General features: G+C 74.8%; 13 protein-coding genes and 1 pseudogene. 10 read left to right on the top strand and 4 right to left on the bottom strand.

Going from position 1 to position 16,068, the window contains the following annotated elements; translation table 11 throughout:
* The first annotated feature begins 1 nt into the window (after position 1).
* Both QE405_RS09685 and QE405_RS09680 read left to right on the top strand, forming a co-directional pair.
* Positions 2-1,423: a sigma 54-interacting transcriptional regulator gene (locus tag QE405_RS09685; protein ID WP_307200133.1), complete on the top strand. Its 1,422-nt coding sequence runs from the start codon at positions 2-4 to the stop codon at positions 1,421-1,423.
* The gene (locus QE405_RS09680; protein WP_307200131.1) at positions 1,423-3,480 is read left to right on the top strand and encodes a vWA domain-containing protein; all 2,058 of its coding nucleotides are present in this window, start codon (positions 1,423-1,425) and stop codon (positions 3,478-3,480) included. The genes QE405_RS09685 and QE405_RS09680 overlap by 1 nt, the downstream gene beginning before the upstream one ends.
* Before the next feature lie 50 nt (positions 3,481-3,530).
* Here QE405_RS09680 and QE405_RS09675 read toward each other — a convergent pair whose 3' ends face one another.
* Entirely contained in the window at positions 3,531-4,418 is an 888-nt protein-coding gene (locus tag QE405_RS09675; protein ID WP_307200129.1) for an ABC transporter substrate-binding protein, read from the bottom strand.
* Positions 4,419-4,442: 24 nt separating this feature from the next.
* On the opposite strand from QE405_RS09675, the gene QE405_RS09670 reads away from it, so the two are divergent.
* A complete protein-coding gene (locus QE405_RS09670; protein WP_307200127.1) occupies positions 4,443-6,527 on the top strand; it encodes a prolyl oligopeptidase family serine peptidase in 2,085 nt (694 codons plus the stop codon).
* A gap of 13 nt (positions 6,528-6,540) precedes the next feature.
* Here QE405_RS09670 and QE405_RS09665 read toward each other — a convergent pair whose 3' ends face one another.
* Both QE405_RS09665 and QE405_RS09660 read right to left on the bottom strand, forming a co-directional pair.
* Positions 6,541-6,942, bottom strand: coding sequence for a DUF4259 domain-containing protein (locus QE405_RS09665; protein ID WP_307200125.1), 402 nt, complete (start codon positions 6,940-6,942; stop codon positions 6,541-6,543).
* A gap of 38 nt (positions 6,943-6,980) precedes the next feature.
* Positions 6,981-8,366, bottom strand: coding sequence for an ABC1 kinase family protein (locus QE405_RS09660; protein ID WP_307200123.1), 1,386 nt, complete (start codon positions 8,364-8,366; stop codon positions 6,981-6,983).
* A 152-nt stretch (positions 8,367-8,518) separates the two neighbouring features.
* On the opposite strand from QE405_RS09660, the gene QE405_RS09655 reads away from it, so the two are divergent.
* Positions 8,519-9,307: a CDP-alcohol phosphatidyltransferase family protein gene (locus QE405_RS09655; protein WP_307200121.1), complete on the top strand. Its 789-nt coding sequence runs from the start codon at positions 8,519-8,521 to the stop codon at positions 9,305-9,307.
* A 26-nt stretch (positions 9,308-9,333) separates the two neighbouring features.
* On the top strand, positions 9,334-9,918 hold the full coding sequence (locus QE405_RS09650; protein WP_307200119.1) for a phosphatidylserine decarboxylase: 585 nt from the start codon (positions 9,334-9,336) through the stop codon (positions 9,916-9,918).
* A gap of 186 nt (positions 9,919-10,104) precedes the next feature.
* Here QE405_RS09650 and msrA read toward each other — a convergent pair whose 3' ends face one another.
* Positions 10,105-10,746 (bottom strand): peptide-methionine (S)-S-oxide reductase MsrA, encoded by a 642-nt coding sequence (msrA, locus tag QE405_RS09645; RefSeq protein WP_373459456.1) that lies wholly within the window; start codon positions 10,744-10,746, stop codon positions 10,105-10,107.
* 89 nt (positions 10,747-10,835) lie between these two features.
* On the opposite strand from msrA, the gene QE405_RS09640 reads away from it, so the two are divergent.
* The 5 genes and pseudogenes from QE405_RS09640 (at position 10,836) to ilvA (ending at position 16,057) form a co-directional block, all read left to right on the top strand.
* Entirely contained in the window at positions 10,836-12,008 is a 1,173-nt protein-coding gene (locus tag QE405_RS09640; protein WP_307200115.1) for a cystathionine gamma-synthase, read from the top strand.
* Positions 12,005-12,574: pseudogene (locus tag QE405_RS09635) on the top strand (glutamate mutase L); the annotation flags it as partial. The gene QE405_RS09640 and the pseudogene QE405_RS09635, both read left to right, overlap by 4 nt.
* A 76-nt stretch (positions 12,575-12,650) precedes the next feature.
* Positions 12,651-13,403, top strand: a complete 753-nt coding sequence (locus QE405_RS09630; RefSeq protein ID WP_307200113.1) for a glutamate mutase L — start codon at positions 12,651-12,653, stop codon at positions 13,401-13,403.
* Between the two features lie 10 nt (positions 13,404-13,413).
* Positions 13,414-14,832, top strand: a complete 1,419-nt coding sequence (locus QE405_RS09625; RefSeq protein ID WP_307200112.1) for an AI-2E family transporter — start codon at positions 13,414-13,416, stop codon at positions 14,830-14,832.
* A gap of 7 nt (positions 14,833-14,839) precedes the next feature.
* Positions 14,840-16,057: a threonine ammonia-lyase gene (gene ilvA, locus QE405_RS09620; protein WP_307200109.1), complete on the top strand. Its 1,218-nt coding sequence runs from the start codon at positions 14,840-14,842 to the stop codon at positions 16,055-16,057.
* The last annotated feature ends 11 nt before the right edge of the window (positions 16,058-16,068 follow it).

Here is a 16,068-nt window from a genome sequence, read left to right as displayed (position 1 = left end):
CGTGACCCGACCGACCTCCGCCCCGCCCACCGCCGCCACCCTCGGGGAGCTGCGGGCGACCGACTACCAGCCGCGCTCGGTGAAGGCGGAGATCCGCGCGAACCTGCTCGCGCTGCTGGCGGCGGGGGAGAACCCGTGGCCGGGACTGCACGGCCTCGACGACACCGTGCTGCCGCAGCTGGAGCGGGCCCTCATCGCCGGGCACGACATCGTGCTCCTCGGCGAGCGCGGGCAGGGCAAGACCCGCCTGCTCCGCACGCTGGTCGGGCTGCTCGACGAGTGGACCCCGGTCATCACCGGCTCCGAGCTCGGGGAGGACCCCCTGGCGCCCGTCACCGCGGCCTCCGCCCGCCTCGTCGAGACCCACGGCGACGCGCTGCCGATCACCTGGGTGCACCGGAGCGAGCGGTACGCCGAGAAGCTCGCCACCCCCGACACCTCGGTCGCCGACCTGATCGGTGACGTCGACCCGATGAAGGTCGCCGAGGGCCGCCTGCTGGGCGACCCCGAGACGATCCACTACGGCCTCATCCCGCGTAGCCACCGCGGCATCGTCGCGATCAACGAGCTGCCCGACCTCGCCGAGCGCATCCAGGTCGCGATGCTCAACGTGATGGAGGAGCGCGACGTCCAGATCCGGGGCTACGTGGTGCGCCTCGACCTCGACGTGCTCGTCGTCGCCTCCGCCAACCCGGAGGACTACACCAACCGCGGCCGCATCATCACGCCGCTCAAGGACCGCTTCGGCGCCGAGATCCGCACGCACTACCCGACCGAGCTCGACGACGAGATCGCCGTGGTGCGCCAGGAGGCGGAGCTGGTCGCGGAGGTACCGGGCTACCTGCTCGAGGTGCTCGCCCGCTTCACCCGCGCCCTGCGCGAGTCGTCGTCGGTCGACCAGCGCTCGGGCGTCTCGGCCCGCTTCGCGATCGCCGGCGCCGAGACCATCGCCGCCGCGGCGCTCCACCGCGCCACGCGGCAGGGCGAGGACGAGGCGGTGGCCCGGGTCGTCGACCTCGAGACCGCGGTCGACGTGCTCGGCGGCAAGGTCGAGTTCGAGTCGGGCGAGGAGGGCCGCGAGCGCGCCGTGCTCGAGCACCTGCTCCGCACCTCCACCGCCGAGACCGTGCGGCGCCACCTCCGCGGGCTCGACCTCGCCTCGCTCGTCGCGGCGCTCGAGGAGGGCGGCTCGGTGACGACCGGCGAGCAGGTCAGCGCGGCCGAGCTGCTCGACGGCCTCCCGGCGCTGCCGCCGGACCAGGGCGGCGAGGGCGACCTGTACGACGCGATCGCGGCCCGCTTGGGCGCGACGACGACCGGCACGCGGGCGGCGGCGGTCGAGCTGGCGCTCGAGGGTCTCTTCCTCGCCCGCAAGGTCGGCAAGGACAGCGCGACCGGCGTCACGACGTACGGCATCGACTGATGGCCCGCGGATCCCGGTACCAGCGCTACGAGGGCGGGGATCCGCTGGCCCCGCCCGTCGACCTGGCCGAGGCGCTCGACGCGATCGGCGAGGACGTGATGGCGGGCTACTCGCCGGAGCGCGCCATGCGGGAGTACCTGCGCCGCGGTGACGCCGACCGCCGGGGCCTCGACGACCTGGCCCGGCGCATCGCCGAGCGCCGCCGCGAGCTGCTCGACCGCCACGACCTCGACGGCACGCTCCGCGAGGTGCAGGAGCTGCTCGAGCAGGCCGTGCTCGCCGAGCGCGGACAGCTGGCCCGCGACGTCGACATGGACGACGGCGACCGCGCCCTGCGCGAGCTGCAGCTCGACAACCTGCCCCCGTCGCCGGCGGCGGCGGTCAGCGAGCTGTCGTCCTACGAGTGGGCGTCCTCGGAGGCCCGGGAGACGTTCGAGCAGATCAAGGACCTGCTCGGCCGGGAGCTGCTCGAGCAGCGCTTCGCGGGCATGAAGCAGGCGTTCGAGGGGGCGACCGAGGAGGACCGGGCGGCCATCGCCGCCATGCTGGCCGACCTGAACGAGCTGCTCGAGAAGCACGCCCGCGGCGAGGACACCCCCGAGGACTTCGCCGCGTTCATGGCGAAGCACGGCGACTTCTTCCCGGAGGGGCCGCGCGACGTCGACGAGCTCATCGACGCGCTCGCGCAGCGGGCGGCCGCGGCGCAGCGGATGATGAACTCGATGACGCCGGAGCAGCGGGCGGAGCTCATGGAGCTCTCCCAGCAGGCCTTCGGCTCCCCGGCGCTCATGGACCAGCTGGCGCGGCTCGACGGCAACCTCCAGGGCCTGCGGCCGGGGGAGGACTGGTCGGGCTCGGAGCAGTTCGGCGACGGCGAGGGGCTCGGGCTCGGTGACGGCACCGGCGTGCTCCAGGACATCGCCGAGCTCGACGCGCTGGCCGAGCAGCTGCAGCAGTCCTACAACGGCGCGCGTCTCGACGACATCGACCTCGACGCCCTGACCCGCCAGCTCGGGGACGAGGCGGCGGTCGACGCCCGCACGCTGTCGGAGATCGAGCGCGCGCTCCGCTCGTCGGGCTACCTGCAGCGCGGCTCCGACGGCCAGCTGCGCCTGTCCCCGAAGGCGATGCGCCAGCTCGGTCGCGCCCTGCTCCGCGACGCCGCCGAGCGGCTGTCGGGCCGGCAGGGCGCGCGCGAGCTGCAGGCGGGCGGCGGCTCCGCCGACGCCACCGGCGGCACGCGGGAGTGGGCCTTCGGCGACACCGAGCCGTGGGACCTGCCCCGCACGGTCCTCAACGCCGTACGCCGCGAGGTCGCCTCGGGCGGCCGTGCCCCGGGCGCGCGGGGCGTGCGCCTGGAGATCGCCGACGTCGAGGTCGTCGAGTCGGAGCAGCGCACGCAGGCGGCGGTGGCCCTGCTCGTGGACACGTCGTTCTCGATGGCGATGGACGGCCGGTGGGTGCCGATGAAGCGGACGGCGCTCGCCCTGCACCAGCTGATCTCGACGCGCTTCCGCGGCGACCGCCTCGAGCTCATCGGGTTCGGCCGCCTGGCGGAGACGCTCGCCATCGAGGAGCTGACCGGGCTCGACGCGATCTGGCAGAAGGGCACGAACCTCCACCACGGGCTGCTGCTCGCGCAGCGGCACTTCCGCCGCCACCCGGGGATGCAGCCGGTGCTGCTCGTCGTCACCGACGGCGAGCCCACGGCCCACCTCGAGTCGAGCGGCGACGTGTGGTTCGAGTACCCGCCGCACCCCGTCACCCTCGCCCGCACGGTGAGCGAGCTGGACGGGACCACCCGCATGGGTGCGCAGACGACGTTCTTCCGGCTGGGGGAGGACCCCGGGCTGGCCCGGTTCCTCGACGCCCTGGCGAAGCGTGCGGGCGGACGGGTCATCGCTCCCGAGCTCGACGACCTGGGTGCCGCCGTCGTGGGGTCCTACCTCGGCGACCGTGCGTCACGCTCGCCGTACGGCGGGTCGGGGTCCGGCGGCGCCGGCGAGACCTTCGGGCGTTGGGGCGGCGGCTGGGGCCGCGGCGGCTGGGTGGGGTAGTTCCCCACCCCTCCCGGGTCGTGGTGTGAGGCCTGCGGAATGTGGTGGCCTCACACCACGACCGAGGTGACCGGGGGGACCGGGGGGAAGGCGGCCAGCACCCCCGCCAGCTCCTCGACCCCGTCGACGATCCGCGGGCCGGGGCGGGCCCAGTGCGCGTCGGCGTCGACGGCGTGCACGAGCGCCCCGGCGGGCAGGAGCCCGGCCGCCACGAGCCCGTCCGCCTGCGCCTGTGCGCCCGCGCGGTCGTAGCCGCACGGCGCCACCACGACGACGTCCGGCCGCGCCGCGTGGACGTCCTCCCACCGCACCCGGACGGACGTCGAGCCCGCGGTGCCCAGCACGCACGCGCCGCCGGCCAGCTCGACCATCTCGGGGATCCAGTGGCCGGGCGCGAAGGGCGGGTCGGTCCACTCGAGCACGACCACGCGGGGCCGGGGACCGGGCCGGGTCGCGACAGTGGCCGCCACCGCCGCGAGCCGGGCCTCGAGCCCCGCGACGAGCGCGTCGGCCTCGGCGACGCGGCCCACCGCCGTACCGACGGAGCGGACGGAGTCGAGCACCTCCGCCACGGTGTGGGGGTCACAGGTCAGCACGTCGGCGCGGCAGCCGAGGTGGGCCAGCGCGTCGTCGACGACGCTGACGTCGACGGCGCAGACGGCGCACAGGTCCTGGGTCACCACGAGGTCGGCGTCGAGGTCGGCCAGCGCCCCGGCGTCGAGCCGGTAGAGGTCCTCGCCCCGGGCGAGCGCGGCCGCGACGTACGCGTCGATCTCCGCCGGCGCCAGCCCCGACGGCATCGCGGACGTCGACACGATCCGCCGTGAGCGCGCCTCGGCGGGGTGGTCGCACTCGAACGTCACTCCGACCACCTCGTCGCCCGCGCCGAGCGCGAAGAGGATCTCGGTGGTCGACGGGAGCAGGGAGACGATGCGCACGGGCCCGACGGTAGCCTCGCCCGCATGGTCGATCCCCACCTCTGGCTCGAGGACGTCACCGGCGACGAGGCCCTGGGGTGGGTGGAGGAACGGAACGCCGAGGCGGAGGCCGCCATCGGCGCCGTCGACGGCTTCGCCGCCACCGAGCAGGCGATCCTCGAGGTGCTCGACGCCGACGACCGCATCCCGCTGGTGAGCCGGGCGGGGGACTTCGTCTACAACTTCTGGCGCGACGCGACCAACGAGCGCGGCCTGTGGCGACGCACCACGATGGAGTCCTACCGCACCGCTGCCCCGGACTGGGACGTGCTGCTCGACGTCGACGCCCTCAGTGCCGCCGACGGCACGCTGTGGGTGTGGCACGGCGCGCAGGTGCTGCGCACCGGCCCGCTGGCGTTCCGCCGTGCGCTGGTCTCGCTCTCGCCCGGCGGCTCCGACGCCGACCTGACGCGCGAGTTCGACCTCGAGACGCGCACGTTCGTGGCGCCCGAGGACGGCGGCTTCCTGCGGCCCGAGGGCAAGGGCGGCATGGCCTGGGTCGACGAGGACACTGCCCTCGTCGCCACCGACACGGGCCCCGGCTCGCTGACGACGTCGGGGTACGCCCGCATCGCCCGCCGCTGGCGGCGCGGCACCCCGCTGGCCGAGGCCGAGGTGCTCTTCGAGGCGGGTCCGGACGACATGGCCGTGGGGGTGGGGTACGACGCCACGCCCGGCCACGAGCGCGGCTACGTCTTCCGGATGATGGGCTTCTACACCTCGGAGACCCTGCTGCTCGACGACGCCCGCACCGGCACGGAGCTGCACCGCATCGCGGTTCCCGACTCCGCCGAGCCGGCCGTGTGGCGCGACCACCTGCTCGTCCACCTCCGCGACGACTGGGCGCCGGGGGGCGACGGCACCGCGACGTACCCCGCCGGGTCGCTGCTCGTCACCGACCTCGCGGCGTACGACGCGGGCGAGCCCCGCTTCACGCCCCTCTTCACGCCGACCGCCAGCACGTCGCTGGCCGGGTGGACCCGCACGCGGCACCGTGTGGTGCTGGTGACGCTCGAGGACGTCGTGCAGCACGTCGAGGTGCTGACCCCGCCGTCCGGGCCCGGGGACGACTGGGAGCGGCACCCGCTGACCGGGCTGCCGCCGTACACGACCGTCGGGGTGCGGGCGGTCGACGCCACCGACGACGGCCCCGAGGGCGACCTCGCGTGGCTGGACGTCTCGGGGTACCTCACGTCGCCGAGCCTCGCCCTCGTCGACCTCCGCGCCGCGGGCGCGCCCGGGCAGCCCACCGTGCTCAAGGAGAGCCCGGCGCGGTTCGATGCCGCCACCCACGAGGTGACGCAGCGGTTCGCGATCTCCGACGACGGCACGCAGGTCCCCTACTTCGTGGTGTCGCCGCGCGGCCAGGACGGGCCGGTCCCGACGCTCCTCTACGGCTACGGCGGGTTCGAGATCTCCCTGACGCCGTCCTACTCGGGCAGCATCGGGCGGGCCTGGCTCGCCCGTGGCAACGCGTACGTCGTGGCGAACATCCGCGGCGGCGGCGAGTACGGCCCCGCCTGGCACCAGGCCGCGCTCCGCGAGAAGCGCCACCGCGCCTACGAGGACTTCGCCGCGGTCGCCCGCGCGCTCGTCACGGGCGGCACGACGACGGTCGGGCAGCTCGGGATCATGGGCGGGTCCAACGGCGGGCTGCTTGTGGGCAACATGCTCGTGCGCTACCCCGATATCCTGGGCGCCGTCGTGTGCACGGTGCCGCTGCTCGACATGCTGCGCTACCCGCAGCTGCTGGCGGGCGCGTCGTGGATCGCGGAGTACGGCGACCCCGACGACCCCGCGGACCGGCCGTTCGTCGAGGAGATCTCGGCCTACCACCGGGTGGCCGAGGACGTGACCTACCCGCCGGTGCTGCTGACCACCTCGACGCGGGACGACCGCGTGCACCCCGGCCACGCCCGCAAGATGGCCGCCCGACTCCGCGAGGTGGGCGCCGACGTCACGTACTGGGAGAACGTCGAGGGCGGCCACGGCGGCGCGTCCACCAACGCGCAGGCGGCGCACAAGGCGGCGCTGGAGTGGACGTTCCTCGCGACGCGGCTGGAGGGGTGAGGCCGGGAGGGGCTCAGACCAGCTCGCGCAGCTCGGTGAGGCTGCGCGCGGTGGCGGCCCGCCACTCCTCGAGCTCGTCCTCACCGGCGTCGGCCCACAGCTCGTAGACCTCCGAGGACTCCTCCGACAGGGCGCGCTCGCCCTGCTGCACGAGCCACCGCAGCCGGTCGGGCGTGAGCGCCGCGCGGAAGTCGTCGAGGTCGAGGTCGGCGACCTCCTCGGAGGGGTCGCGGGCCTCGAGCGCGATCAACGCGAGCTCGATGAGCGCCCCCGCGAACTCGCCGCCGTCCGTCGTCAGGTGGCCGTCGTCGAACGCCCACTCGACCGCGTCGAACGAGAACGTGCCGTCCTCGATCTCGCCGAGCAGGTCGGCCGCCCCGTCGTTGTCGAAGGGGCCGGTTCCCCAGGTGCCCATGCGCGGAACTCTGGCACAGGCGCGGGGAGCTCGGGAAGTCAGTCCGCGGCGAAGCCGGGCAGGGACTCCGACAGGATCGCGCGGAAGGGCGCCGTGGCGCCCAGCTGGCTCAGCACGCCGACCCCGGCGAGCCAGGTGCGGTGGATGAGCAGGTACGACGGGGGCAGGTTCAGCCGCAGCCCCACGGCGGCGACGGGATCGCGGGGGTCGCTGAGCCGGTCGTACTGCTCCCGCATCCACTCCCGGGTGAACGTGAACTCCTCGACGAGCGTGGGCTCGACGAACGGGCCGAGGAAGGTCAGGAGGAGCTGGGGGTCGATCCGCACCTTGTCGCGGATGAACCCCTCGGCCCGCAACCCGGCCTCGAGGCCGTCGAGGTCGGACTGCCCGGCCACGCGCAGCAGCCGGCCCATCGCCTCCGGGAGCCCGCCCTCGGGCAGCCGCGCGACGGCACCGAAGTCGAGCACGCCGAGCCGCCCGGGCTCGCCGTCGGGCCCGGGGATCGTGCGGAAATTGCCGGGGTGCGGGTCGGCGTGGAGCATCCCGGTGCGCTCCGGCCCGTCGAAGAGGAACCGCACGAGCAGCTGGCCGTAGTGGTCCCGCTCCTCGGGCGTGCCCGACGCGATGACGGTCGCGAGCGAGCCGGTGCTCTCGAGCCACTCCAAGACCAGCACCTTCTCGGTGCCGGCGACCACGCCGGGGACGACGTACCGCTCGTCGTCCCGGTACGCCGCAGCGAACGCCCGCTGCGCCTCGGCCTCGAGCCGGTAGTCGAGCTCCTCGGCCATGCGGTCCTGCAGCTCCGTCACGAGCGCCCGCACGTCGATGCCGGGGAGGATCGGCGCGAGGGTGCGGGCCAGCCGGCCGAGCTGCCGCAGGTCGGACGCGATGGCGTCGCCGGCGCCGGGGTACTGCACCTTCACCGCGACGTCCCGCTCCGTCGTCGGGTCGGCGGGGTCGTCGCGCCAGCGCCCGCGGTGGACCTGGCCGATCGAGGCGGCGGCCGTCGGGCCGCCGTCGAAGCTGACGAGGTGCTCGCGCCAGGCGATGCCGGCGCCGCCGAGCTCCTCGTCGAGCACGCGGCGGACCTCCGCCGTCGGCATCGGGGGAGCGGCGTCCTGAAGGCGGGTGAGCTCGGCCCGGTAGCCGGCCATCGACTCCTCGGGCAGGGCCGCCTCCAGCACGGAGAGCATCTGCCCGAACTTCATGGCCCCGCCCTTGAGCTGGCCCAGGGTGCGGAACACCTGCTCGGCCGTGCGCTGCTGCACCTCGGCGCTCACCTGCTCGGCGGTGCGGCCGCCGAGCCGCTTGCCGAGGCCCAGGGCGCTCCGCCCCGCGTACCCGAGCGGGAGGGCGGCGAGCCGAGCCGTGCGGGCCGCCGTGCGGCGGGGGAGACCTCGGGGGTCGCGGGGCTTCTCGTCCACTCCTCCATGGTGGACCACGGCACCGAACCGCGGGGCCGACGCGAGGTCCCGGGCGGGTGAGAAGGGGGGTGAGAAGTCTCGCGGATCGCGCGCTGGACGCCTCTTGCGCCTACCGTTGCCCCGATGCACGCGCCACGAGGAGGAGAACGACGATGAGGATGTGGGGAATCACCCGGCCCCGCGTTCCCGATGCCTTCACGCTCGGCAACGCCTCCTGCGGCGCGCTCGCCCTGCTCACGCTGGTCTGCGCCGGCTACGCCGAGGACGTCTGGGCGGGCCTCTCCACGCTCCAGCTGGTGTCGCTGCTGCTCGTGCTCGGCACCGTCTTCGACTCCCTGGACGGCGCCACCGCGCGCCTGGTCGGCGGATCGTCGCTCGGCGGCCAGCTCGACTCGCTGAGCGACGGCATCACCTTCGGGCTCGTGCCCGCGGCCCTGCTGGTGACGATCGCCCTCGCCGGCGGCGGGAACGACCTGGAGGTCGCGGTCGCCGTGGCCGGCTTCCTCGTCTACCTCTCCGGGGCGCTGCTGCGCCTGGCGGACTTCTGCGCGGTGCGGGACGAGGACACGGACTTCGTCGGGCTGCCCTCGCCCTTGGCGGCGCTGCTCGCCGTCTCCGCGGCGTACACGACCGTCGATCCGCTCCTGCTCGGCCTCGTGCTGCTGCTGGTCGGCGCCCTCATGGTGTGCCGCCTGCGCTTCCCGCACCAGGGGCGCGACATGCTGCCCCTGGCGATCGGTGGCTGGGTGCTCGCCGCGCTGGCCGCGCTCGACGCCGTGCAGCCGACGCTCGTCGTGGCCGCGACGTGGGTGCTGGTGCTGCTCGTCCTCCCCGTGCTGGCCGCCCGCTCGCGCGGCCGCGCGGACGGCGAGGAGGACATCGACGTCGACCGCGAGGAGCGCCGTCGGCTCCGCTTGCGGCTGGCCCAGCAGCAGCGCTGAGGCCGCCGCCTGGGAGACTGAGCCGCATGGCTCTCGCACCCGCCCGCGGCACACCCTGGTGGATCGGCCTGTCCTGGCTGCCGCCGCTCGTCCTGCGGGGGCTGCCCCGCGTCGGCGCGCTCGCGCTGGCCACGGGCATGACCGCCTTCTTCCGCGACCCCGAGCGCGCGGCGGAGGGCCCGGGTCTCCTGGCCCCGGCCGACGGGCTCGTGCGCCAGGTCGAGCTGCGGGACGGCCGGTGGTTCGTCTCGACCTACCTGGCGCTCTACAACGTCCACGTCACCCGCATGCCGTGCGACGCGACCGTGGTGACGCAGACCCACGTCGAGGGGCCGCACAAGCTGGCCTTCGCCGACGACGCGCACGTGAACGAGCGCATGGAGTGGACCCTCGCCACGCCCCACGGGGAGCTGGGGATGGTGCAGTTCTCCGGTGCCGCCGCGCGGCGCATCGTGCCCTACGTCGGGGCGGGTGCGGAGGTGTCCCGGGGTGACCGCATCGGGCTGATCCGCTTCGGGTCGCGCGTCGACCTGCTCCTGCCACCAGGGGTGGAGCCGGCCGTCGCCGAGGGCATCCGCGTGCGGGCCGGCGAGACCGTCATCGCGCGCTGACCGTCCGGCCCCGAGGCGACCGACCCGGTGCGCCCGGTGAAGGTCCGGGCCGGCCCGGGGCGCTCAACTGAGGAAAACGCGGACCGACTGCCGGGGACGCCCGGCGTGTCGCTCCGCAACGTCCGCGTTCTCCTCACGGTCCGGGGGCCGCGGGCCCGAGGCCCCCGGTCCCGTCCGGGGGCGGCCTCAGACCTGCGGGAACCGCACGCCCGTGTTGGCGTGGCAGCGGTAGCCGTGCGGGTTCTTCGCGAGGTACTGCTGGTGCACTGGCTCGGCGTAGAAGTAGTCACCGGCCGGCTTGATCTCCGTCGTGACGTCCCCGAGGCGCTGGCGGCGCAGCTCCGCGGCGTACACGTCGGTGAGCTCGCGCGCGGTCGTCTCCTGCTCCGGCGTGGTGTAGTAGATCGCCGAGCGGTACTGCGTGCCCACGTCGTTGCCCTGCCGCATGCCCTGCGTCGGGTCGTGGACCTCGAAGAAGGTCTTCACGAGGTCGGCGAACGAGGTGCGCGTCGGGTCGAAGACGATCCGGACGGCCTCGGTGTGGCCGGTGCGACCCGAGCACACCTCCTCGTAGGACGGGTGCGGTGTGTAGCCGCCGGCGTAGCCGACGGAGGTCGACCAGACGCCGTCCTTCTGCCAGTAGATCTCCTCGGCGCCCCAGAAGCACCCGAGGCCGAACACGGCGACCTCGAGTCCGTCGGGCACGTCGTCGGTCACGACCGGGGTGCCGAGCACGACGTGCTCACCGAGCGTGAACCAGGGCTCGTCCCGGCCCGCGAGGGCCTTGTCGGGCGTGGGGAGCGTGGTCTTGGTGCTGGATCCGAACAACAACGGGTCCTCCCGGGGTCTCGACGGCGTCGTTCCATGATGCCCAACACCGCGAGGCCCCCGGACCTTCCCGTCGTAGGCTCGGTCGGGTGAGCAGCGAGCAGAGCGGCAAGCACGGCTTCGAGACCCGCGCCATCCACGCGGGCTACGAGCCCGACCCGACGACCGGCGCGGTGATCCCGCCCATCTACGCGACGTCGACCTACAAGCAGGACGGCGTGGGAGGGATGCGGAACGGCTACGAGTACAGCCGCTCCGGCAACCCCACCCGCACCGCGCTGGAGGCCAACCTCGCCGCGCTCGAGGAGGGGGAGCGCGGGTTCGCCTTCGCGTCGGGCCTGGCGGCGGAGGACACGCTGCTGCGGGCCCTCGCCCGGCCCGGCGACCACGTCGTCATCCCCGACGACGCGTACGGCGGGACGTACCGGCTCGTCGACAAGGTGGCCCGCCCCTGGGGCCTCGAGCACACGCCGGCGCCGGTCTCCGACGTCGACGCCGTCCGCGCGGCGATCCGGCCGGGCGCCACGAAGCTCGTGTGGGTCGAGACGCCCACGAACCCGCTGCTGTCCATCGGCGACATCGAGGCCCTCGCGGGCGTGGCTCACGAGGCGGGCGCGCTCCTCGTCGTCGACAACACCTTCGCCTCGTCCTACCTGCAGCAGCCCCTGACCCTGGGCGCCGACGTCGTCGTGCACTCGACGACGAAGTACGCCGGCGGGCACTCCGACGTCGTCGGCGGCGCCCTCGTCGTGCGCGACCTCGAGGTCGCCGAGCAGGTGGCCTTCTTCCAGAACTCCATCGGCGGCGTGGCCGGCCCGTTCGACTCGTGGCTGGTGCTGCGCGGGCTCCGCACCCTCGCGCTGCGGATGGAGCGGCACTGCGACAACGCCGAGCTCGTCGCCGCGCACCTCGCGGCCCACCCGGCCGTGGCCGAGGTGATCTACCCCGGGCTGGAGTCCCACCCCGGCCACGCCGTGGCCGCGCGCCAGATGAAGCGCTTCGGCGGCATCGTCTCGTTCCGGGTCGCCGCCGGCGAGCAGGCGGCCCTCGACCTCTGCGCGGCCACCGAGCTGTTCACCCTCGGCGAGTCGCTCGGCGGCGTCGAGTCGCTCATCGAGCACCCGGGCCGCATGACGCACGCGTCGGTCGCGGGCACCGAGCTCGAGGTGCCCGGTGACCTCGTGCGTCTCTCCGTCGGCATCGAGACCGGCGCCGACCTCGTCGCCGACCTCGACCAGGCCCTGGAGCGGGTCGCCGGGTGAGCCTGGCGGTCTGCGTCGACCTCGGCTCCACCTTCACCAAGGCCCTGCTCGTCGCGCTGGTCGACGGCGACGCCGGGCCGGCCGGCACGGTGCTCGCGAGCGCGAGCCACCCGACCACGCTGCCCGACGCGTCGGGCAGCGGCGACCTGCTGGACGGGTACGACGCGTGCCTGGCCGCCCTCGGCACGCAGCACGCGTTCGACCCGGCGGCGGACGACGTCGTGGTGCTCGCCTGCTCCTCGGCCGGCGGCGGGCTCCGGATCGGCGTGCTCGGCAACGAGGCACTGGTGACCGCCGAGGCGGGCCGTCGGGTGGCCCTGTCGAGCGGCGGCCGGGTGGTCGCCGTCCATGCGCTCGCCCAGGACGGCACCGACGCCCGGGCGCTCGCCGTGGCCCGTCCCGACGTCGTGCTGCTCACCGGTGGCACCGACGGGGGCAACCCGACGCCCCTCGTCGAGGGGGCACGGTTGCTCGCCGCCCTGGCCCGCGACGGGTGGGACGGCGCGGTCGTCGTGGCCGGCAACGCGGATGCGGCACCCGAGGCGGCCGCGGTGCTCGACGCCGCCGGCCTCGCGCACCGCACGGCCGACAACGTCGTGCCGCGCATCGGGGTGCTGGCGCCCGCGTCCCGCCCGGTCGCGGGTGCGCGAGCTCTTCCTCGCCCACGTCATCGGCGGTCGCCGGTTGAGCCGCCGTCCCGAGCTGACCCGGCTGCTGCGCGGTGCCACCCCCGACCTCGTGCTCGACGGGGTGGCCCTGCTGGCCGACGTCGAGGGGGACGTCGTGGTGGTCGACGTGGGCGGCGCGACGACGGACGTCTACTCGGCGACCGAGGTCGACCCGGAGCACGCGAGCCGCGAGGTCGTCGCCCGCACCCGGCTCAACCGCACGGTCGAGGGCGACCTCGGCATGCGGTGGTCCGCACCGTCGACCGTCACGGCGGCCGACGACGCCGGCGTCGCGGGGGACGCGGCGTTGGTCGCAGCGGCGCAGCGCCGTGCGGACCACCCCGGACTGCTCCCGGAGACCCCCGAGGACGAGGCCACCGACCTGCGGATCGCGGAGGTGGCCGTGCGCACGGCGGTACGCCGCCACGCCGGGCGCTTCGTCGACCGCGACCGCACCGACGGCGGGGGCACCGACCTGCGGGAGACGGCGCTCCTCGTCGGCTCCGGCGGGGTGCTGCGGCACGCCGGCGCCGACCGGTCCCGCGCCGTGCTCCGTGCGGCCACCGGGGAGGCCGGGGCCGGGCCCGGCGGGTGGCTCGTGCCCGCCGCGCCGCGGCTGGGCCTGGACGCCTCCTCCGTGCTCGCCGCCGTCGGGCTGCTCACCGGGGGCCACCCGGAGGTAGCACGTTGCCTGGTCCGTTCCCTCGCGGACGGGCTGGCAACGTAACGTGGCGCGGGTGGACGGGGACAGGACCGCCGAGCAGGCCGACGAGGGGCGGGCGCCGATCGGCGACCCCGTGACGAAGGAGCCCGACGACGGCGAGGTGGGCGAGCTGCGGCGTCGTCTCGCCGCGCTGCTCGCCCGGCGCAGCCGCGACGAGGAGCAGCACGAGGAGGCGCTGCGGCGCGACCTCCGTGCCCAGCTGACCGCGCAGTGGGCGGCCGCCCGGGCCGAGCGTCGGCCGGTGGGCGCGGCGCCCCTCCCGATCGCGGCGGGGGAGTCCAACCTCGCGCGCGCCGAGGTGCCCTGGGGTCTCGACCTCGCGGCCGCCTGGGCGTGGCGCTTCCTCGTCATCGTGGCCGCGACGGTGGTGCTGGTCTACGCCTTCTGGCAGGTCCGCGTCGTCACCCTCCCGCTGCTCATCGCCCTCCTCGTGACCTCGCTCGGGCACCCCGTCGTGCGGTGGGGCCGGCGGATCCGGGTCCCCGCCAGCCTCTCGGCGATCGTCGTGGTCGTCGGCGGCCTGGGCTTCATCGCGCTCCTCATCACCTTCGTGAGCCAGCAGGTGATCGACGGCATGACCGACCTCGCCGACAAGGTGGTCATGGGGCTCGGCGAGGTGCGCACGTGGCTGAAGGACGGGCCGCTCAACGCGTCGGACTCGCAGATCGACGGCTACATCACGCAGGCGCAGCAGTACCTCACCGAGTCCGGCGACAGCCAGCAGCTCGTGCGCCAGGTGACCGAGGTCGGCACGACGCTCACCCACATCGCGGCCGGGTTCTTCATCGTGCTGTTCGCGTCGTTCTTCTTCCTCGCCGACGGCGCGCGCATCTGGTCGTGGTGCGTGCGGCTGGCGCCCCGGGGGGCGCGCGAGCAGATCGACAGCTCGGGACGGGTCGCCTGGGTGTCGTTGACGCAGTTCATGCGGGCCACCGTGATCGTCGCCCTGGTCGACGCGATCGGCATCATGATCGTGGCGGTGGTCCTCGACGTGCCGTTGGTCGCCGCGATCGGCGTGCTCGTCTTCATCGGGGCCTTCGTGCCGATGATCGGCGCGACCATCGCCGGGTCGGTGGCGGTGCTCGTCGCGCTCGTCGACCAGGGACCGTGGGTCGCCCTCCTCATGCTCGGTGGCGTCATCCTCGTGCAGCAGATCGAGGGGCACATCCTCCAGCCGTTCCTCATGGGCCGCTTCGTCTCCGTGCACCCGCTCGGCGTCATCGTCGCGATCGGCATCGGCGTGCTCGTCGCGGGCATCGCGGGCGCCCTCATCGCCGTACCGCTGGCCGCGGCCGTCAACGCCGTCGTGCTCCACCTCGCCGACGAGACCGCGCCGCCACCGCCGAGCGGTGAGGACGACATGGGGGAGGAGCTCGGCGAGGATCCCGGCGTGGTGGGTGACTTCGACGCCGTGGGCGGTCGTCCGGAATGATCGCCGGGTGAGCATCCCCACCGTCACGCTGGCCGACGTCGAGGCCGCCCACGCGGTGCTGGCCGACGTCGTCACCCGCACCCCGCTGGAGGAGTCGCGGTGGCTCGCCGACCTCGTCGGCGGCCCGGTCTGGCTCAAGGCCGAGAACCTGCAACGCACCGGTTCCTTCAAGATCCGCGGTGCCTACCTGCGGATGGCGCGGCTGACGCCCGAGGAGCGTGCCGCCGGTGTCGTGGCGGCCTCGGCCGGCAACCACGCCCAGGGCGTGGCGCTCGCGGCGCGGATGCTGGGGATCTCCGCGCGGGTCTACATGCCCGAGGGCGCCCCGATCCCCAAGGAGCGGGCGACGCGGGGGTACGGCGCGGAGGTGGTCTTCGCCGGCCGCTACGTCGACGACGCGCTCGTCGCGGCCCGCGAGCACGCGGAGCGCACCGGGGCCGTGCTCATCCATCCCTTCGACCACGTGGACGTCGTCACGGGCCAGGGCACCTGCGGCCTCGAGATCGTCGAGCAGCTGCCCGAGGCGGCGACCGTGCTCGTGCCGACGGGCGGCGGCGGTCTCGTCGCGGGCATCGCGGTCGCCGTGAAGGGCCGGCGTCCCGACGTGCGCGTCGTCGGCGTGCAGGCCGAGGGGGCCGCCGCCTTCCCGACGTCGCTCGCCCGCGGCGTGCCGACGCCCGCGGGGGCGATGACCACGATGGCCGACGGCATCGCGGTGGGCTGCCCGGGCGAGGTGCCGTTCGCGGTCGTGCAGACGTCGGTGGACGACGTCGTCACCGTGAGCGAGGAGGGCATCTCCCGCGCGCTCGTCGGTCTGCTCGAGCGCGCCAAGCTCGTGGTGGAGCCGGCCGGCGCGGTCGCCGTGGCGGCCCTGCTCGAGCACCCGGGGCGCTTCGCGACCCCGGCGGTCGCCGTGCTGTCGGGCGGGAACATCGACCCGTTGCTCATGGGCCGCGTGATCCGGCACGGCATGGCCGCGGCGGGGCGGTACCTGTTCCTGCGCGTCACCCTCAGCGACAGCCCCGGCGGCCTGGCCGGGCTGCTGGCCGAGCTGGCGGCCGCGGGGGCCAACGTGCTCGAGGTGGCCCACGAGCGCACCTCGCCGACGCTGGGCGTCGACGAGGTGCAGGTGCGCGTGCAGCTGGAGACGCGGGGCCCCGCACACGCGGAGGCCCTGCTCACCAGGCTGGGCGAGCAGGGCCTCCGGGTGTCCCAGCCCTGGTAGGGCCGGGACGG

Origin of the sequence: Nocardioides zeae, from assembly GCF_030818655.1 — a bacterium.
GTDB classification, from domain to species: Bacteria; Actinomycetota; Actinomycetes; order Propionibacteriales; family Nocardioidaceae; genus Nocardioides; species Nocardioides zeae_A.
The sequence above is the reverse complement of the archived record's forward strand: the minus strand, read 5'-3'. Positions and strand labels throughout refer to the sequence as shown.